Origin of the sequence: Vreelandella hamiltonii, assembly GCF_014651795.1 — a bacterium.
Taxonomy (GTDB): domain Bacteria; phylum Pseudomonadota; class Gammaproteobacteria; order Pseudomonadales; family Halomonadaceae; genus Vreelandella; species Vreelandella hamiltonii.
Genome location: NZ_BMXO01000017.1, coordinates 15,473 through 30,854, shown reverse-complemented (window position 1 = coordinate 30,854; position 15,382 = coordinate 15,473). Strand labels below are relative to the sequence as shown.

At 60.3% G+C, this 15,382-nt stretch carries 15 protein-coding genes; 4 read left to right on the top strand and 11 right to left on the bottom strand.

Translation table 11 applies throughout. From position 1 onward, the window contains the following. Window positions 1–368: 368 nt before the first annotated feature. The 7 genes from IE061_RS15255 to IE061_RS15225 form a co-directional block, all read right to left on the bottom strand. Window positions 369–1,388, bottom strand: coding sequence for a c-type cytochrome (locus tag IE061_RS15255; protein WP_016913287.1), 1,020 nt, complete (start codon window positions 1,386–1,388; stop codon window positions 369–371). Further along, the gene (locus IE061_RS15250; RefSeq protein ID WP_193461979.1) at window positions 1,385–2,047 is read right to left on the bottom strand and encodes a c-type cytochrome; all 663 of its coding nucleotides are present in this window, start codon (window positions 2,045–2,047) and stop codon (window positions 1,385–1,387) included. The genes IE061_RS15255 and IE061_RS15250 overlap by 4 nt, the downstream gene beginning before the upstream one ends. A 22-nt stretch (window positions 2,048–2,069) precedes the next feature. Continuing rightward, the gene (locus tag IE061_RS15245) at window positions 2,070–3,425 is read right to left on the bottom strand and encodes an ATP-binding protein (protein ID WP_193461978.1); all 1,356 of its coding nucleotides are present in this window, start codon (window positions 3,423–3,425) and stop codon (window positions 2,070–2,072) included. Continuing rightward, window positions 3,422–4,123, bottom strand: coding sequence for a response regulator (locus IE061_RS15240; protein ID WP_039183774.1), 702 nt, complete (start codon window positions 4,121–4,123; stop codon window positions 3,422–3,424). The genes IE061_RS15245 and IE061_RS15240 overlap by 4 nt, the downstream gene beginning before the upstream one ends. A gap of 145 nt (window positions 4,124–4,268) precedes the next feature. After that, the gene (locus IE061_RS15235; protein ID WP_016913283.1) at window positions 4,269–4,691 is read right to left on the bottom strand and encodes a DUF6691 family protein; all 423 of its coding nucleotides are present in this window, start codon (window positions 4,689–4,691) and stop codon (window positions 4,269–4,271) included. Beyond that, the gene (locus IE061_RS15230) at window positions 4,688–5,149 is read right to left on the bottom strand and encodes a YeeE/YedE family protein (protein ID WP_084123833.1); all 462 of its coding nucleotides are present in this window, start codon (window positions 5,147–5,149) and stop codon (window positions 4,688–4,690) included. The genes IE061_RS15235 and IE061_RS15230 overlap by 4 nt, the downstream gene beginning before the upstream one ends. Before the next feature lie 34 nt (window positions 5,150–5,183). Further along, window positions 5,184–6,050 carry an MBL fold metallo-hydrolase gene (locus tag IE061_RS15225; RefSeq protein ID WP_193461977.1) on the bottom strand — a complete coding sequence of 289 codons (867 nt, stop codon included), beginning with the start codon at window positions 6,048–6,050 and terminating at the stop codon, window positions 5,184–5,186. Between the two features lie 196 nt (window positions 6,051–6,246). On the opposite strand from IE061_RS15225, the gene IE061_RS15220 reads away from it, so the two are divergent. Then, window positions 6,247–7,854 (top strand): methyl-accepting chemotaxis protein, encoded by a 1,608-nt coding sequence (locus IE061_RS15220; RefSeq protein WP_193461976.1) that lies wholly within the window; start codon window positions 6,247–6,249, stop codon window positions 7,852–7,854. A 24-nt stretch (window positions 7,855–7,878) separates the two neighbouring features. On the opposite strand, the gene IE061_RS15215 is transcribed toward IE061_RS15220, so the two are convergent. The 3 genes from IE061_RS15215 to IE061_RS15205 form a co-directional block, all read right to left on the bottom strand. Beyond that, window positions 7,879–9,099: a glycosyltransferase family protein gene (locus tag IE061_RS15215; RefSeq protein WP_193461975.1), complete on the bottom strand. Its 1,221-nt coding sequence runs from the start codon at window positions 9,097–9,099 to the stop codon at window positions 7,879–7,881. Between the two features lie 18 nt (window positions 9,100–9,117). Beyond that, window positions 9,118–10,023, bottom strand: coding sequence for an HAD-IIB family hydrolase (locus tag IE061_RS15210; RefSeq protein ID WP_193461974.1), 906 nt, complete (start codon window positions 10,021–10,023; stop codon window positions 9,118–9,120). A gap of 599 nt (window positions 10,024–10,622) precedes the next feature. After that, entirely contained in the window at window positions 10,623–11,651 is a 1,029-nt protein-coding gene (locus IE061_RS15205) for an OmpA family protein (RefSeq protein ID WP_193461973.1), read from the bottom strand. Window positions 11,652–11,823: 172 nt separating this feature from the next. On the opposite strand from IE061_RS15205, the gene IE061_RS15200 reads away from it, so the two are divergent. The 3 genes from IE061_RS15200 (at window position 11,824) to IE061_RS15190 (ending at window position 14,007) form a co-directional block, all read left to right on the top strand. Further along, the gene (locus tag IE061_RS15200; protein WP_052196507.1) at window positions 11,824–12,492 is read left to right on the top strand and encodes a hypothetical protein; all 669 of its coding nucleotides are present in this window, start codon (window positions 11,824–11,826) and stop codon (window positions 12,490–12,492) included. Between the two features lie 5 nt (window positions 12,493–12,497). Continuing rightward, window positions 12,498–13,082: a FlgO family outer membrane protein gene (locus IE061_RS15195; RefSeq protein WP_268992390.1), complete on the top strand. Its 585-nt coding sequence runs from the start codon at window positions 12,498–12,500 to the stop codon at window positions 13,080–13,082. Window positions 13,083–13,176: 94 nt separating this feature from the next. After that, window positions 13,177–14,007 (top strand): glycosyltransferase family 32 protein, encoded by an 831-nt coding sequence (locus IE061_RS15190; protein ID WP_193461972.1) that lies wholly within the window; start codon window positions 13,177–13,179, stop codon window positions 14,005–14,007. Between the two features lie 81 nt (window positions 14,008–14,088). On the opposite strand, the gene glyA is transcribed toward IE061_RS15190, so the two are convergent. After that, window positions 14,089–15,354: a serine hydroxymethyltransferase gene (glyA, locus tag IE061_RS15185; RefSeq protein ID WP_016913272.1), complete on the bottom strand. Its 1,266-nt coding sequence runs from the start codon at window positions 15,352–15,354 to the stop codon at window positions 14,089–14,091. Between the last annotated feature and the right edge of the window lie 28 nt (window positions 15,355–15,382).

Genomic DNA, 15,382 nt, shown 5'->3' with positions numbered 1-15,382 from the left:
ACCACGCCCAAGGTGGCTGTGGCTTTTAGAGATTTCGTGTTGGTGTAATAACTGCGGCGCCATCGGGGCGGCTGACGCCGCCTCCGCGGGTGCCTCGTGGACAGTAGCGCGTCCGTCATCAACCTGGGCCGGCTGGCGCCGCCTCCGCGGGTGCCTCTTTCGCTCGTTGCTCTCGCTCAATCGTTACGCCGCGCTACAGGGGTGCCGCGATTTGACGTGGTGACGTATTGGGGTTGATGTTGGCGACATACCGTAGCGCGGCGTAAGCGGAGCGCACCCGCGAAGCAACGCGCCAGCGTTGCCGATGGAGCCACCGAACGTGGCGGCGGCCTCATCGTTACGGGCAGCCGCCGCCCACCCCACAGCCGCTACTCCTCCGAAAGGTGCTGAAAACGCGGGGCGCCGACGTTCCAGGGTTGGATGTTACCGTTTTCGCCGTAGTTGTCGTGGTCGCCGAGGACGTGGCCGTCATGCTCACGGGTGTGGCCGTAGAGCGAACGGTTGTGGAAGGTGGGGCCGAAGCGCTCGGCGGTTTCGGCGATATCGCCGGTGTAGCGTGGGTCCTGGGGGCGCTCCTGGCTATTGATGTAGTAGGCGATGTCCCAGGCTTGCTGGCCGGTGAGCGAGCGTGGCTGGCCCAGCGGCATATTCTGATAGATGAAGCCTGCCATGGTTTCTACCCGAACAATGCCGGCCCCCCAGTTGTTGGAGCCATCGCCCCAGGGCGGTGGAAAGACGTATTCCCCGTTTTCGTAGTGGCCTGAGCCGTCGGACTGATGGCACAGAGCGCAATTTTCCAGGTAGGCCGTTTCCCCTCGGGCATAGCTGGGCGCTTCTTCATGCTCGGGGGCTGGAAAGCCTCGCCCATAGATTGGCTTGTCGGGGTACATGGGCGCCCCCGTGGCCAGCCACTGGTGGTAGGCGCTCAACGCCAGCATTTCATCGCTGCCATATGCCGGCGGTGTGCCGTTCATGGAGTAGGCAAAACATCCGGCAATGCGCTCTTCCAGATTGTTGACGTGCTGATTCTTGCCACGAAAATCCGGTAGCGTGATGGCGGCGGCCCATACCGGCGCGCTGAACGGCACGCGCCCTTCTCCCAGGTGGCAGCTGGAGCAGTTCATATCGTTGTACACGTACTCACCGCGCAGCTGCTGGGTATCCGTGAACAGGTCGTAGCCGTAGCGAATGACTTTCTTGAGCTCCGGGTGCAGATCGGAGGCTTCCAGGTCGTCCATGGTGGGCGGCTCGTGGACCAGCATGTCCAGGGCGTCATCGGCACGCGGCTGCTGGGCCGACACCGCGCCTGCATAGAGCGCCAGCGCGGCTGCCGAGGCCAGAAGGCCGCCCGACAAGGTGAACGTCAAGGTCGTTGGACGCGTCATCATTGGCTAGCCTCCTGGTCGCGTTGAGGGGGTTGAGCGGCGTACCAGGCCGAGACGGCGGCAATGTCGTCATCGCTCATGCGCTTGGCCACGGCACCCATCAGGTGTTGTGGATCGTTATGACGGGTATCGTTTTTCCATGCGTGCAATTGGGCGCTGATATAGCCTGCATGCTGCCCGGCAATCCCGGGAAAGTCGCTGCCCACTCCGTAGCCGCCGGGCCCATGGCAGCTTTGACACGACACGATGTAGGCGTTCCAGTCGCCACGTTCGGCCAGCTGCTGGCCACGCGCCAGCAGACTGTCTTCCACGTCGCCGCCTTGGCCTGGTGTCGCGGGCAGTTGGCTGTAGTAGGCAGCCACATCGGCGATTTGCTGGTCATTGAGCATGTTGGCAAAGGTCAGCATGGTGGCGTTTTGCCGCTCACCGGACTGATAGTCGTGCAGTTGCTTGGCCAGATAGTCGGCATTCAGCCCCGCCAGGCGCGGCCAGGACTCGCCGCCCGGAATGTTCATGCCGCTGCCGTCTGCCTGGTGGCAGGCAACACAAGTGGCGGCGGCGGTTTGCCCCCGTTCCGGGTCTCCCGCCTGGGCCATGGCAGCACTTGCCAGCAGGCAGGCCCCCGCCAGCAGGCCAACGTGCGTCGATTGGATGTATGGCATTCTTCCCCCTTGGCATTGCTTGTTATGTTGGGTCTTGCAGTAACGGCGTTGGTGGTGATGACGCGTGTGGCGGTAACACTTCGGGCACCGTGAGGTGGGCCAGGAAACCTCCGGTGGGTGCATTGGCAAAGTGAACGCTGCCGCCAAAGCGCTCGGCGATGGCGGCCACGATGGCCAGCCCCAGGCCACTGCCCTGGTGCTTGCTGGCCCGCCAGAATCGTTGCGTTAGCTGTTTCAGCGTGGCGTCATCCACCCCAGGCCCCTCGTCGGCCACGGTGAACGTGACCCGCCCACCCCAACGCTGCACGCTCAGGTGAATCAGCGCGTTGGCAGGCCCATGGCGCACGGCGTTGTCCAGCAGATTGCGCAACGCGGTAATCGCCAGCTCACGAGGCATGGCCAGCTGCACATCGGGTAATGCCTCAGGCACGCGGCACTGTGATGGGTCGACCACGCTATCGGTGACGGCCAGCTCGACCACCGGGCCGACGCTGCAGGGTTCGCCATCGTCGAAACGCATGCGCCCTTCCACCCGGGCCAGGGTGAGCAGCTGATCCAGCGTATCGGCCAACCGCACCACGCCTTCTTCGGCGTGGCTCAAGGCTTCGCGTGCCAGCGGGCCTTCTGCCCGCTGCGCCACTTGAAGGTGGGTCTTGATAGCCGTTAGCGGCGTACGCAGCTCATGGGCGGCATCGTTGGTGAAGCGCTGCTCGCGCACCAGCGTCTGTTGAACGCGCACCAGCAGCCCATTGAGCGTGTCGATCAGCGGCTTGATCTCCTTGGGCACACCATAGGTAGACACCGGCGCCAGCGCTTCCGGGTGGCGGCTGGCCAGGGAGGCGCGCAAACGTGACAGTGGCGCCAGCCCACGCCATACCCCAATCCACAGGGCGACCAGGCTACCCACCAGCGCCACCACGAACGGCACCACCGCCACCCGCACGATGCCGCCCAGCAGCAGGTTGCGCTCATCCATGCGGTCTGCCGTGGTGATGATCAGCCCACCTCGCTCGTAGGTGAACACACGCCAGGTGGTCTCCCCTTCCTGACGGTAGCTATGGCCGTGTTGGCCGGGAGCCAACACGGCCTCCATATTGGCGTGGGTCCGCGCAATGATCTCACCACGCGGCGAGTGCACCTGGCAGGCAAGCCCTTCAATGGGCGGAATGGAAAGCGCAGCGGTCATGTTCTGCTCCCACACCTCTGGCGGCAGCTGATGGACCAGCCCAGCCACCATGCGCGCCGACTGGGCCAGCCGCTGGTCGAGGGTGCGCACAAAGGACGCCTGTAAATCGTTCAACAGCCACGCGGCAGCCACGCCCCAGAGCAGCACCAGCGTGATGCCCAGCGTCAACAGCAGCCGAGCGCGCAGGCTCATCGTTGCCCCTTGGGCAGTTGGCCGGGCACCTGGACCGCCTCGGGCTTGCCCAATCGATATCCCAACCCACGCACGGTTTCGATGATGCCGCTGCCCAATTTGCGCCGCAGGTGGTGAATGTGCACATTGAGCGCATTGCTTTCGACATCGTCGCTCAAGCCATACAGGCTATCCTTGAGCTGGTCGGCGGAAAGCACGCTGCGCGGCGCATGCAGGAAAGCTTCCAGCAGCACCAGTTCACGACGCGACAGGGCAACCAGGTGATCGGCCACTCTCACTTCTCGAGCAGCCGGGTCCAGGGTCAGGGTGCCGTGCACGGTCAAGCCCTGGCTGCGTCCTGCCACACGCCGCAACAGCGCATGCAGGCGCGCAACCAGCTCATCCAGGTCGAAGGGTTTGATCAGGTAGTCGTCAGCACCGGTTTGCAGCCCATCCACCCGGTCACGCACGGCATCTCTGGCCGTGAGCACCAGTACCGGGGTGGTGACCCCCTCGTCACGCCAGGCTTGCAGCAGGGTCAAGCCATCGCCATCCGGTAACCCACGGTCGAGGATGACCACGTCGCTGGCGACACTCTGCATGGCCTGCCGCGCTGCCTGTAACGACGTCACGTGTTCGACCACAAAGTGATACATCATCAGTCCGGCGCGAATACCCGACGCCACCAGCGGGTCATCTTCAATCAATAGGACGTGCATAGCGGTTTCCTTGTTATGGAAGCAGCATGACAAAAGCGTATTAACCGAGCGTTAAGCGCCGGTCGAAAACCCTTGCCTCAGATCAAAAAAAACGCCCCTGCCGACAGGGGCAAGGGCGACAACATGCCACGTTGGTTCAGTGGTGCTAGCGAGACAGGCGTGCAGCCCCCCACCAGCCCAGCACCATGGCCGCCAACATGGCCAGTAACGGCAGCGTGACGCCGCCCAGAGAAGCAATGGCAGGCCCCGGGCAGTAGCCGGAAAGCCCCCAGCCCACACCAAACAGCGCCGCACCGCCCAGCAGCTTGCCATCCAGCTCCTGGCGCGTGGGCAGTTGAAAGCCACCGGCCAACAGCGGCTGCCCCCGAGCAAACACCAGCCGATAACCGACAAACGTGGTGCACACCGCGCCCCCCAGCACGAACATCAGCGTGGGGTCCCAGGCGCCCGCGATATCCAGAAACCCCAGCACCCTCGCTGGGTCGGTCATGCCGGAAATAGCTAGCCCTAACCCAAACAGCAGCCCTGCCACGTAGCCCGCTGCCGTTTTCAACGCAGCCCGGCTCATACGCCACCCCCAATGACATGACGCACCACATACACGGTGGCGATGGCGGTCACCAGAAACATGCCCGTGGCCGCCATGGAACGCGGCGCCAAACGCGCCAAACCACATACGCCGTGGCCGCTGGTGCAGCCGCTGCCCAGCCCGGTGCCCAGCCCCACCAGCAGGCCCGCCAACAGCATCAACGCAACGCCACCGGCAGGCGCGCCAATCACTTCACCGGGGCTGCCAGCCACATTGCCCAGGCCTCCGCCCAGCGCCATGACCAGCAGCGGGCCGCTGACCAGGCCCGCCAAAAAAGCCACCCGCCAAGCGCTATCGCCCTTGGGCCGCTGAAGCACCAGCCCCCCAATGATCCCGCTGATGCCAGCAACACGCCCCAGCGCCCCCATCAACCAAACGGCGGAGAGCCCAATCAACACGCCCCCCACCAGCCCTTGCAGGCTTGCCATTACGTCCACCGTCTGCTCCTCGTATTACTTGGGTTGAAAAGATTCAGAAACGATTGATCGGCACCTTGAGATACACCTGACCGTTGTCTTCCTCGGGGGGCAGCTCCCCAGCACGCATGTTGACCTGCACCGATGGGATGATCAGCCGAGGCATGCCCAGGGTGGCATCTCGCTCGGTGCGCATACGCACGAAGGCGTCTTCACTAATGCCCTCGTGCACATGAACGTTGGCCTGGCGCTGCTCGGCAACGCTGGTTTCGTGCTGGTACACGTCACGCCCTGGGGCTTTATAGTCGTGGCACAGAAACAGCCGTGTCGTGTCAGGCAGGGCCAGCACTTTCTGAATCGAACGATAGAGAGTGCGGGCATCGCCACCGGGAAAATCACAGCGGGCGGTGCCGTAGTCGGGCATGAACAGCGTATCGCCGACAAACGCGGCATCCCCCACCACATAGGTCAAACAGGCGGGGGTGTGGCCAGGCGTATGCAGCACGCTGGCTTCCAGCGCGCCAATCATGAAGGTATCACCCTCCTGGAACAGCGCGTCGAACTGGCTACCGTCCCGGGCAAACTCGGTGCCGGCATTGAAGGCCTTGCCGAAGATCTCCTGTACCTCGACGATGTGCGCTCCAATGCCGGTCTTGCCACCCAACTGGGCGTGCAAATAGGGGGCCGCCGAAAGGTGGTCGGCATGGACGTGAGTTTCCAGTATCCAGGCCACGTTTAGCCCTTCACGGCGCACGAACGCGATGATCTGCTCCGCTGAACGGGTATCGGTTCGCCCAGCGGCATAGTCGAAATCGAGCACGGAGTCGATGATGGCGCAGGCGGTGCCATCAGGGTCTCTCACCACGTAACTGAACGTGTTGGTTGGCTCATCGAAAAAGGGCGTGACGACGGGGCGTTGCATGATGGACCTCCAGCAATTGACCGCATGCAGTGTGCATTTCATCAAGTGTATCTCACCAAAACATTATATTGTTATTACTTTTTATAATTAGCAATTGTAAAATTTAGTTAAAAACACTCCTTTCGACTAAGGTAGGTCGCCTCATGGCCGATAGGAGTGAGGGTTCACCCACTGAACTAATCGATATAAGGACGCCATGAACAACCTGACTACTACACAGAAACTTTGGAGCACGCTGGGCATCATCTGGGTGGCCATGCTGCTCCTGGTAGGCTGGCTGGCCTGGGAAAACCGCCAAACCATCGCCAACGAGCGCCGCGACAGCATTCAGTACATTGTCCATAGCGTCCACGGCCAAATCGCCGATCTGCAAGCACGTGCCGCCAGCGGTGAACTGAGCGTCGATGAAGCGCAGCAGCGGGCCATCGATAACCTTGCCAGCGTTCGCTTTGGTGAAGGCGAATATGTGTTTGCGTTCGACAACCAGTTGGCCATCGTGTCCCACCCCAATCGCCCGCGTGGCGAAGACATGACCAACTTCCAGGACGCCAGCGGCATGCGCTTGTACAGCGTACTTCGCGATGTGGCCCAGGCAGGTGGCGGGCACGTGGATTACTACTCGCGGCGCATCTCGGGTGAAGACCAGTCACCCAAGGTAAGCTATGTGGCCCACTTGCCCGAATGGGGTTGGTCCATGGCGGCAGGCGTCTATGTGGACGATATCGATGCAGCCTTTGTGGCTGGACTGGTACGTTCGGCAGTCATTCTGCTGGTCATTGGCCTGCCCGTGACGCTGCTGATGGGCTGGGTGATCCGGGACGTGGCGCGTCGGCTGGGCGGTGACCCCCGCTATGCGGCCAGTGTGGTACGTCATATTGCCGATGGCGACCTGACCCAGGCCGCTGCATTGAAAGGAAGTGATCAAAGCAGCCTGCTGTTCGACATCAACCGGATGCGCGAAACCCTGGCGGGCACCATCAGCGACATCCATCATGGCGCCGATCAGGTCAACAATGGGGTAGAACAGATCGTAGGTGTCAATGAAGAGCTCTCGACGCGCACCGAAGAGCAGGCGGCGTCGCTGGCGGAAACCGCCTCCAGCATGGAGCAGTTGACCGCGACAGTGAAGCAGAACGCAGAGCATGCCGACCACGCTCGCAGCCTGGCCTCCCAAACCGCAGAAAGCGCCCAGCGGGGTAGCGACGCCATGTCCTCGGTGATCGATACCATGGCGACCATCAATGAAAGCGCCACTCGCATGAGCAGCATCGTCGAAACGATCAATGCGATTGCCTTCCAGACCAATATCCTGGCGCTGAATGCCTCCGTGGAAGCCGCTCGTGCAGGGGAGCAAGGGCGCGGTTTTGCCGTGGTGGCCAATGAGGTTCGCCAGCTGGCCAGCCGCTCCGCGTCTGCCGCCCAGGAGATCAAGGGGCTGATCGAGAATGCCGATGCTCAGGTGGTCGAAGGTAGCCGCCGAGTGCGCAGTACCGGTGATGTCATCAACGGCGTGGTGAGCGACATCCAGCAGCTCAGCACGCTGGTCCAGGAAATTTCTGCGGCCACCATCGAACAGAGCAGCGGCATCGAGCAGGTCAACCAGGCCGTAACGCAGATGGACCAGATGACCCAGCAAAATGCCGGGCTGGTGCAGCAAAGCAACCACGCTACCCAGCAATTGGCGCATTTGAGCACCCAGCTGCGTCAGATGGTCAGCAATTTCAAGCTCAACGCGTCACGGCATCAAGCCAAGACGTTGTCACTGGCGCCTTCCAGCACACAGGCGCACAGCGACGATTTCTAGGCGTCAAACGTAGGCTGTCATGGCCTACACATCCCCCTGGTTATCCAGCGCGACCGCTTCGTGCATCCGGGTCAGCAGGTCAGGTACAGCGGCCTGCACCCGGTTCCAGCTAGGAATGAATGGGCGCTCACGCGGGTTGTCCAGAAACAGGTTGCCAGCTTCCAGCAGGTTGCTGGCAAACAGCTCTACCGCCTGCTCTTCGCAGTGGCGGTCCAGACTCAGGCCATTCATGGTGGCGTCGTGGTCATAGGCCTCGATCAAGTCCAGGGCCAACCGATAATAGGTGGCTTTCAAGGTACGGAAATCTTCGCTACTAAAACTGACGCCTTGCGTGGCCAGCTTGCGATAAAGTGCCTTGGCGATATCCAGGCTCATGCGGTTCAAACCACCGCTGGCATCCTCTTCGCTCACTGGCTGGTGCTTGTGGTCGTAGGCATCGGCAATATCTACCTGGCACAGCTGGCGATGCGAGTAGTTGCGCTGTAGCTCCGAGAGCACGCCAATTTCCAGCCCCCAATCGGCGGGAATGCGAATGCCCTCCAGCACGTCGCTGCGCATGGCAAACTCCCCCGACAACGGGTAGCGGAAACTGTCCAGGTAATCCAGATACGGCAGCGGGCCGCACACGGTCTTCAATGCTCGTAGCAGCGGCGTCACCATCAAACGAGACACCCGACCATTCAGCTTGCCTTCGGCAATGCGTGGGTAGTACCCCTTGCAGAAGCTGTAGTTGAAGCGCGGATGCGCCACCGGATACATCAAGCGCGCCAGCAAGCTGCGGTCGTAGGTCAGAATATCGCAGTCGTGCAGCCCCACCACCGACGAGCGTCCTGACGCCAGCACATACCCCGCGCAGTACCATACGTTGCGCCCTTTGCCAGGTTCAAGCGCCCCTAGCCCGTGATGCTCGAGCTCCGCATCCAGCGCTCGCAGCCGAGGACCATCGTTCCACAGAATGCGGGTGTGCTGAGGCAAGCGTGAAAAAAACTCGCGAGCATAGAGAAACTGCTCTCGGTCGGCCCGGTCCAGGCCAATCACGATCTCGTTGAGATAAGGCACCTTGGCCAATTCATCGATAATGGCCGACAGCGCAGGCCCTTCCAGCTCGGAAAACAGCGACGGTAGAATCAACCCCATGGGGCGGCGCTTGGCAAATTGGCACAGCTCCCGCTCGAGATCTTCCACGGGGCGACGGGTCAGATTATGAAAATCGGTAATGACGCCATTCTGATGAAAATCACTCATGCGCGCTTCCTCGTTGAGTTAAGCCGTGGTGGTTTGCAGATGGGGCTCCGCCGCTAGCCGGCGGTCGTCTCGCCCCCACCAGTGAGCCACCCCCTCGGCCCATCCGGCTGGCCCGGTTGCCTGGGTGCGGTACAGCGCACGGTTGTGTGGCGCCACCCTCAAGTCATGGCACCCTTTGATCACCACGGCCTGATCGACGGCTTCCAGCATGGAAACGTCGTTGGGGCCATCGCCTAGCCCCAGCGCAAGCGGCTGCCGCCCGCGTAGCGACGCAAAGCGCTGGATCAACCAGTTCACCGCACTTCCCTTGCCCGATGCCTGCGCCATGACGTGCCAGAAACGGCCGCCCTGGGTCATGGACAGCCCATCGCCCTCCAGCGCAGCACGCAATTTTTCCAAGGCATTTTCATCGTCTTCCCAGATCAGCGGCTCGCTGCCCTCGCGCCGCTTGGCTGCTTTGGCACGGGGCTCGTCCAGGCCAGTTCTGGCCATGACCTCTGCCACCTCCATCTCCCCCATGGGCGTAAACCGCAGGTCGAGACGCTGCTTCCAGATGGCCAGGCGCGCACGGATAAAGCGGATATCGACCCCCGTGTGCTTGATGACCACGCCGTCCAGCCCGCTACCCGGTCGGTCAAGGCTGGCATGGCACCAGCCAGGCGGCAGACCAATCACGGCACCGTTTTCAGCAATGAAGGGCGTTGCCGTGAGCCCTAGCGCTTCACGTAGCGGCACCAGTTCGGCCCGCGTTTTGCTGGTGACAGGAATGACCGGCACGCCCAACTGCTTGAGGCGAGCAAGCCAAGGGGCCGCAGGCGAAAAGTCGTAGCTGTGGTGGTCCAGCAAGGAACCGTCAAGATCAGTGACCACCAGACGCGGCTGTAACGCGGGGTCAAGTAGTGCAGGACTAGCGGACTCGATCATGGCAGCACCTTTTGCAAACTGTAATCAGGTCATTCAAAAGCCGAACGTGATGGCCTTTCGAAAAAAGCACCTAAGGTAGGAAACTACCAAAGCAGAATGCATGCCAGAACGATTTAGTTAATTAAAATCAAATAATTAAAACACACGAAAGCTCTCAATAAAGACAGCACCAAAATAGGGCAAGCGAAGGCGCACCAAAATGGCGCAAATAAACAGGGGCCAAGAGGCGGGAGTATTGCCAGAAACTGTACAATAATTATCTGATAGAGCGCCCACAACGACACAACAACAAAGATTTTTACACAAATCCTTGGCAAACATTTAAAAATAGCTATACTCGAATTTTACCCACTGGCGATCTCGTACACCCCCTCATCAGATGTCAGTGGGCTGCAGTGAGCCAAGCCCTTTGATGCCCGCCACCCCCTGGCGGGCTTTTTTGTTCAGCAAAAGCAAAGCAGTCCCAAGCCTGCCTGTGGGAGGCCAATTTCATTGGGCGACTGCCTGGGCAGCCCCCATATCAAGCTGAGTGCAGGAATCATCGCGGGCTGAAGCCTCCTCCTACAACAGTGAGCTGCCCCAAGCCAGCATGCGGGTATTTACTCTACGTGAATCACTACTTCGACACGTCGATTGCGGGCGCGCCCCTCGGCGCTGCTGTTATCTTCCAGTGGGCGAGTGTCGGCAAAACCGACCGCGCGTAGCCGTTCAGGTTCGACACCTGCAGCCTCCAGTGCTTCGACGATGGCAATGGCCCGTGCGCTGGAAAGCGCCCAGTTGGATGAAAACTCGGGGGTATTGATCGGCTGACTATCCGAGTGCCCTTCGACCCAGACTTCACCGTCGTAGCGCTGAATGGTTTCCAGCAGGCTTCCCACCAGCGATGTACCGTCCTCGGTCAGCCCAGCGGTGGCTGAAGGAAACAGCAGCTGATCCTGCACGCGCAGGCTGATGCCTTCTGCTACTCGGGAGACCTCGACGCCATCCAGGTCAGGCAGGTAAAGGGACGATTCGACCCGTTCAGACAACTGCTCGTCCAGTGCCAACGCACTGCTGATGGCCTCGTCCTCCACCTGCTGGACGTTGACGGGCGGGCGGTCGGTCAACAGCACCATGTAATTTGCCAGTGGCTGGCCCGAGCGCTGAGTTTCATGGGTAAGCAGCGGCGTGGGCAGCGCAGGCAGGTAACGCTCCAGCAACGGCGCGACAGGCGATGCTGGCTCGACAGGTGCCAGCGCCAGCAAAGGCGGCACCTCGGCGGGTTCAGGCATCACCATGACCGGTGCAGGCAGCCCAGCCACCCCCAAGGCCGCGCTGAGGGCCATCGGGCTGAGCGTTCCGGGCTCATTCAGATAAGCAATGTTGCGCTTTTGGCGACGTTCATCCAACAGCGCAGGCAGGGGAACTTCCAAGGTAGGCACACTGCTTTCACTGATCTCGGTGTCAGGTGCTTCCGGGTTCCAGTTGGGGCCAGTGACCCCGGCAGCAGCAATGATGATCACGAACAGCGCCACCAGTAGCGTCATGATGTCGATGTAGCTGATCATCCAGCCATTGTTGCTATCGTCTTCCGGGTAAGATGACAGCAACGAATCGTGACGAGGGCCGCTACGATGGTCCTCAAGCATGGGGGTTACTCATTCAAGTTTTAAACCTCGTGGCCGATCTACTATGAGCATGGCAAACTAGTCTATCAAAAAGCCGTTTACTAGCGATAAGGAACTACCGGTGCGCATTCGTCCTCTGTTGTCTCTCACTCGCCGCTGTCTTGCCCCACTTGGGCTAGGCGCGGTTGGCCTGATGCTAAGCGGCTGTTTTTACGCCAACACATCACAAACGCCGATTGCTACCACCTACCCTTACAGTGAACAACAGCGCATGCAGGCTGCCCAGCACTGGGAAGTCCTGGCCCGACATGAAGCGGCAGGTATTCTGGCCAGCGAACGGGTACGGTTCCGCGACCTGCACATTCTCGCCCCCGAACACGCGCAGTACGGCAGTTATTACAGTGGAGGAGAGTTCGAACGAGGCTTCAGAACCCTGCTGACCAGCGAGCTGGTGTCACGCGGTGGCAGCGTCACTACCCAGCCCCGTGCCAACGGAGCAACGGTTCAGATCGATGTGGAAGTCGTTCAGCATCGTGACCGTGGCTATACGCGTCCGCCTTTTGGTGCTTACACGGCGCTGGCAACCGGCATTGCCGTCGCCAGCTTTCCCATCCGCCACTGGAGTGAGCCTGGGCTGGCACTGATCCCGGCCGGTATCCTCGCCGACTCTGTCGGGGGTAGTTGGACACCCACCAGCAACGAAGAGATCATCGTCACCACACAGATCGTTGAACAGGATCAAATCCTCTACTCTTCGTCCAATATCTATTACATTAATGCCGGTGATCGGCGCCAGTATGCACCCCATAGAGTGCCTCAGGCTCCCACGACGCCGACTATTTCCATCACCGACACTTGGTAACCTTTATGCTGTTGACGCTTATGACGGTGCTTCCTGTCTCTTACCGCCGCGCCATGAACACTGCTGCGCTGAGCCTTGCGCTATTGATGCTGACGGGCTGCGCATCGCTTGGCAACAGCAGCCAACCTGAAGCGCCCAAACCAGACCTGTCTGAACTTGCACATCAAGCTGCCCAGCAAATGATGGCAAGCAACCCCGATCTTACCCGCTATAGCCCCATGATTGCGGCCACCTTCGTCAGCATCGACAACTTGAGCCAGTCGTCCACTTTTGGACGCATCAGTTCGGAGATCATGGCCTCGGCACTTGCCCAGCAAGGCATGCAGGTGCGGGAGGTCAAGATGCGCGATAGCATGTTCATCGAAGAGAATGTGGGAGAGCTGATTCTCTCCAGGCAAGTACAACGCTTGAGCTCTCAGCACAATGCTCGCTCCATTCTCATGGGAACCTATGCACAAGGTCAGGACTCTCTGTATGTGAGCGCACGGGTAGTGCGTGCGGGTGATGCCATGGTGCTGGGCAGTGCAGACTTCCGACTCCCCCTCGATAACAACATCCGCAGCCTGCTGGAAGGCCAGGGCGGCTGGTGATGATCGGGTAAACGTCCCCGCAACATTCAATATTGTCGAAAAGCCTGAGGAGCTTACTCCCCAGGCTTTTCATTGAAATGAGCAAAGAGAACCGATGCCGTCTCAACCGAAACCTCGCAAGCCGCATATCGTGGCGACCAGCAGAGTCATCAAGCTAGCGGCCAACATCACCAAGCTGTTGAGCTATGGCTTTCATGCCCTGTTCCCCAAAAAACGCTTTACGCTACCGGAACAAGCGGCCCCCTGGCTGAAGCCCAAAGAGCCAACGCCCATCCCCAGGATCATCTGGCAAACCAACTTCACCAATAAGGTCACGCTCCCTGTTTACTTGAACTACCTGTTCAATCGCTTGATGGCCCCGCGCTTCGAATATCGGTTCATGATTACCGAGGCCAGAAAAGCGTTCATTGCCGCTCACTACTCTCCAGAGATCAATCAGCAATATGACCGCCTACAAATCGGTGCCGCCCAGGCCGATTTCTGGAGGCTGCTGGTGCTCTACCAACACGGCGGCGTATATCTGGATATCGATGCCCACGCGATCTGGCCCTTGGCCAACACGCTAGGCAAGCATGAGGAGCTGTATATCACCACCCGCCGTGGCGAGCTCAGCAACTATTTCATTGCCAGCCGACCCGGCAATCCGAACCTGTTGAAGCTGATCGAACGAGTGCAGCACAACATTCAGGACAGTACCCTGACCAACGTCTTCGAGCTGACCGGGCCGGGGGTGTTCATCGAACTACTCGATCAACAGGCCGTGCCCACCGTCTCCTATCGGCATGCCTGTAACCAGGGCAGCTTCACCAACGAGCATTTTCAGTATATCGACAAAAAAGCGGGAAAATGGACCAAAGAGCAGCGTACCGTCAGCGTTGTGAGACCAGAGCCTGCGCGTGATACTCAGGACCGTTCTGCCGATTGATACGTGCTTAGGAAACGCGACCTACCATAAAAAAACGCTAGCCCGAGGCTAGCGTTTTTTACTTGCTGAAGGCAGTAGCGCTTACTTGTAAACCGGGAAGCGACCACACACCTCTGCCACTTTATCCAACACCTGGGCTTCGATGCCGCTGGTGTCTTCCCCCTTGGCCAGCACATCGAGGATATCGCAGATCCAGCCTGCCAGTTGGGTACACTCTTGCTCACCGAAACCGCGGGTGGTCACTGCCGGAGTGCCGATGCGCAGGCCGGAGGTGACGAACGGGCTTTGCGGGTCGTTGGGCACGGCGTTCTTGTTGACGGTGATGTGGGCGCGGCCCAGGGCAGCATCCGCATCCTTGCCGGTCACGCCTTGCTTGATCAGAGAAAGCAGGAACAGGTGATCTTCGGTACCGCCCGAGACGATGTCGTAGCCACGCTCGATGAACACGGTTGCCATGGCCTGTGCGTTCTTGACGACCTGCTGCTGGTAGGTCTTGAACTCGGGCGCCATGGCTTCCTTGAAGCAGATCGCCTTGGCCGCGATGACGTGCATCAGCGGGCCGCCCTGGCCGCCGGGGAACACGGCAGACTGGAGCTTTTTCTCGATCTCGGGGTTGTTTTCCGCCGAGAGGATCACGCCGCTACGGGGGCCACGCAGGGTCTTGTGAGTGGTGGAGGTGACCACGTGGGCGTGGGGCAGCGGGCTGGGGTAGACACCGGCCGCCACCAGACCCGACACGTGGGCCATATCGACCAGCAGGTAAGCCCCTACTTCGTCGGCGATTTCGCGGAATTTGGCCCAATCGACAATCTGGGAGTAGGCCGAGAAACCCGCAATGATCATTTTCGGCTGGTGCTCACGAGCCAGCTGAGCCACCTGAGCGTAATCGATCAGGCCCTGCTCATCGAGACCGTACTGGATGGCGTTGTAGTGCTTGCCCGAGAAGTTGGGCTTGGCACCGTGGGTCAGGTGTCCGCCTGCGTCCAGGCTCATGCCGAGGATGGTATCGCCGGGGCTGACCAGCGCCTGGAATACGGCACTGTTTGCCTGAGAGCCGGAGTGCGGCTGCACGTTGACGTAGGTGGCGCCAAACAGCTCCTTGGCGTAATCGATGGCCAGGTTCTCGGCGATATCGACAAACTCACAGCCGCCGTAGTAGCGCTTACCGGGGTAGCCTTCAGCGTATTTATTGGTCAGCTGGCTGCCTTGTGCTTCCAGTACCCGCGGGCTGGCGTAGTTTTCGGAAGCAATCAGTTCGATGTGGGCTTCCTGGCGTGCCACTTCTTTCTGCATGGCATCAAACAGCACATCATCGAATCCGGCAATTGTCATGTCGCGGCTGAACATCGGCGGGAACCTCGTAACGAAACGGTCA

Bases quoted from the DNA above. Each gene is read 5' to 3' on its own strand.
- IE061_RS15220 (WP_193461976.1), top strand. From the start codon at position 6,247: ATGAACAACCTGACTACTACACAGAAACTTTGGAGCACGCTGGGCATC.
- IE061_RS15250 (WP_193461979.1), bottom strand. From the start codon at position 2,047: ATGCCATACATCCAATCGACGCACGTTGGCCTGCTGGCGGGGGCCTGC.
- IE061_RS15195 (WP_268992390.1), top strand. From the start codon at position 12,498: ATGCTGTTGACGCTTATGACGGTGCTTCCTGTCTCTTACCGCCGCGCC.
- IE061_RS15205 (WP_193461973.1), bottom strand. From the start codon at position 11,651: ATGCTTGAGGACCATCGTAGCGGCCCTCGTCACGATTCGTTGCTGTCA.
- IE061_RS15190 (WP_193461972.1), top strand. From the start codon at position 13,177: ATGCCGTCTCAACCGAAACCTCGCAAGCCGCATATCGTGGCGACCAGC.
- IE061_RS15200 (WP_052196507.1), top strand. From the start codon at position 11,824: ATGCTAAGCGGCTGTTTTTACGCCAACACATCACAAACGCCGATTGCT.
- IE061_RS15235 (WP_016913283.1), bottom strand. From the start codon at position 4,691: ATGAGCCGGGCTGCGTTGAAAACGGCAGCGGGCTACGTGGCAGGGCTG.
- IE061_RS15215 (WP_193461975.1), bottom strand. From the start codon at position 9,099: ATGAGTGATTTTCATCAGAATGGCGTCATTACCGATTTTCATAATCTG.
- glyA (WP_016913272.1), bottom strand. From the start codon at position 15,354: ATGTTCAGCCGCGACATGACAATTGCCGGATTCGATGATGTGCTGTTT.
- IE061_RS15210 (WP_193461974.1), bottom strand. From the start codon at position 10,023: ATGATCGAGTCCGCTAGTCCTGCACTACTTGACCCCGCGTTACAGCCG.
- IE061_RS15225 (WP_193461977.1), bottom strand. From the start codon at position 6,050: ATGCAACGCCCCGTCGTCACGCCCTTTTTCGATGAGCCAACCAACACG.
- IE061_RS15240 (WP_039183774.1), bottom strand. From the start codon at position 4,123: ATGCACGTCCTATTGATTGAAGATGACCCGCTGGTGGCGTCGGGTATT.
- IE061_RS15255 (WP_016913287.1), bottom strand. From the start codon at position 1,388: ATGATGACGCGTCCAACGACCTTGACGTTCACCTTGTCGGGCGGCCTT.
- IE061_RS15245 (WP_193461978.1), bottom strand. From the start codon at position 3,425: ATGAGCCTGCGCGCTCGGCTGCTGTTGACGCTGGGCATCACGCTGGTG.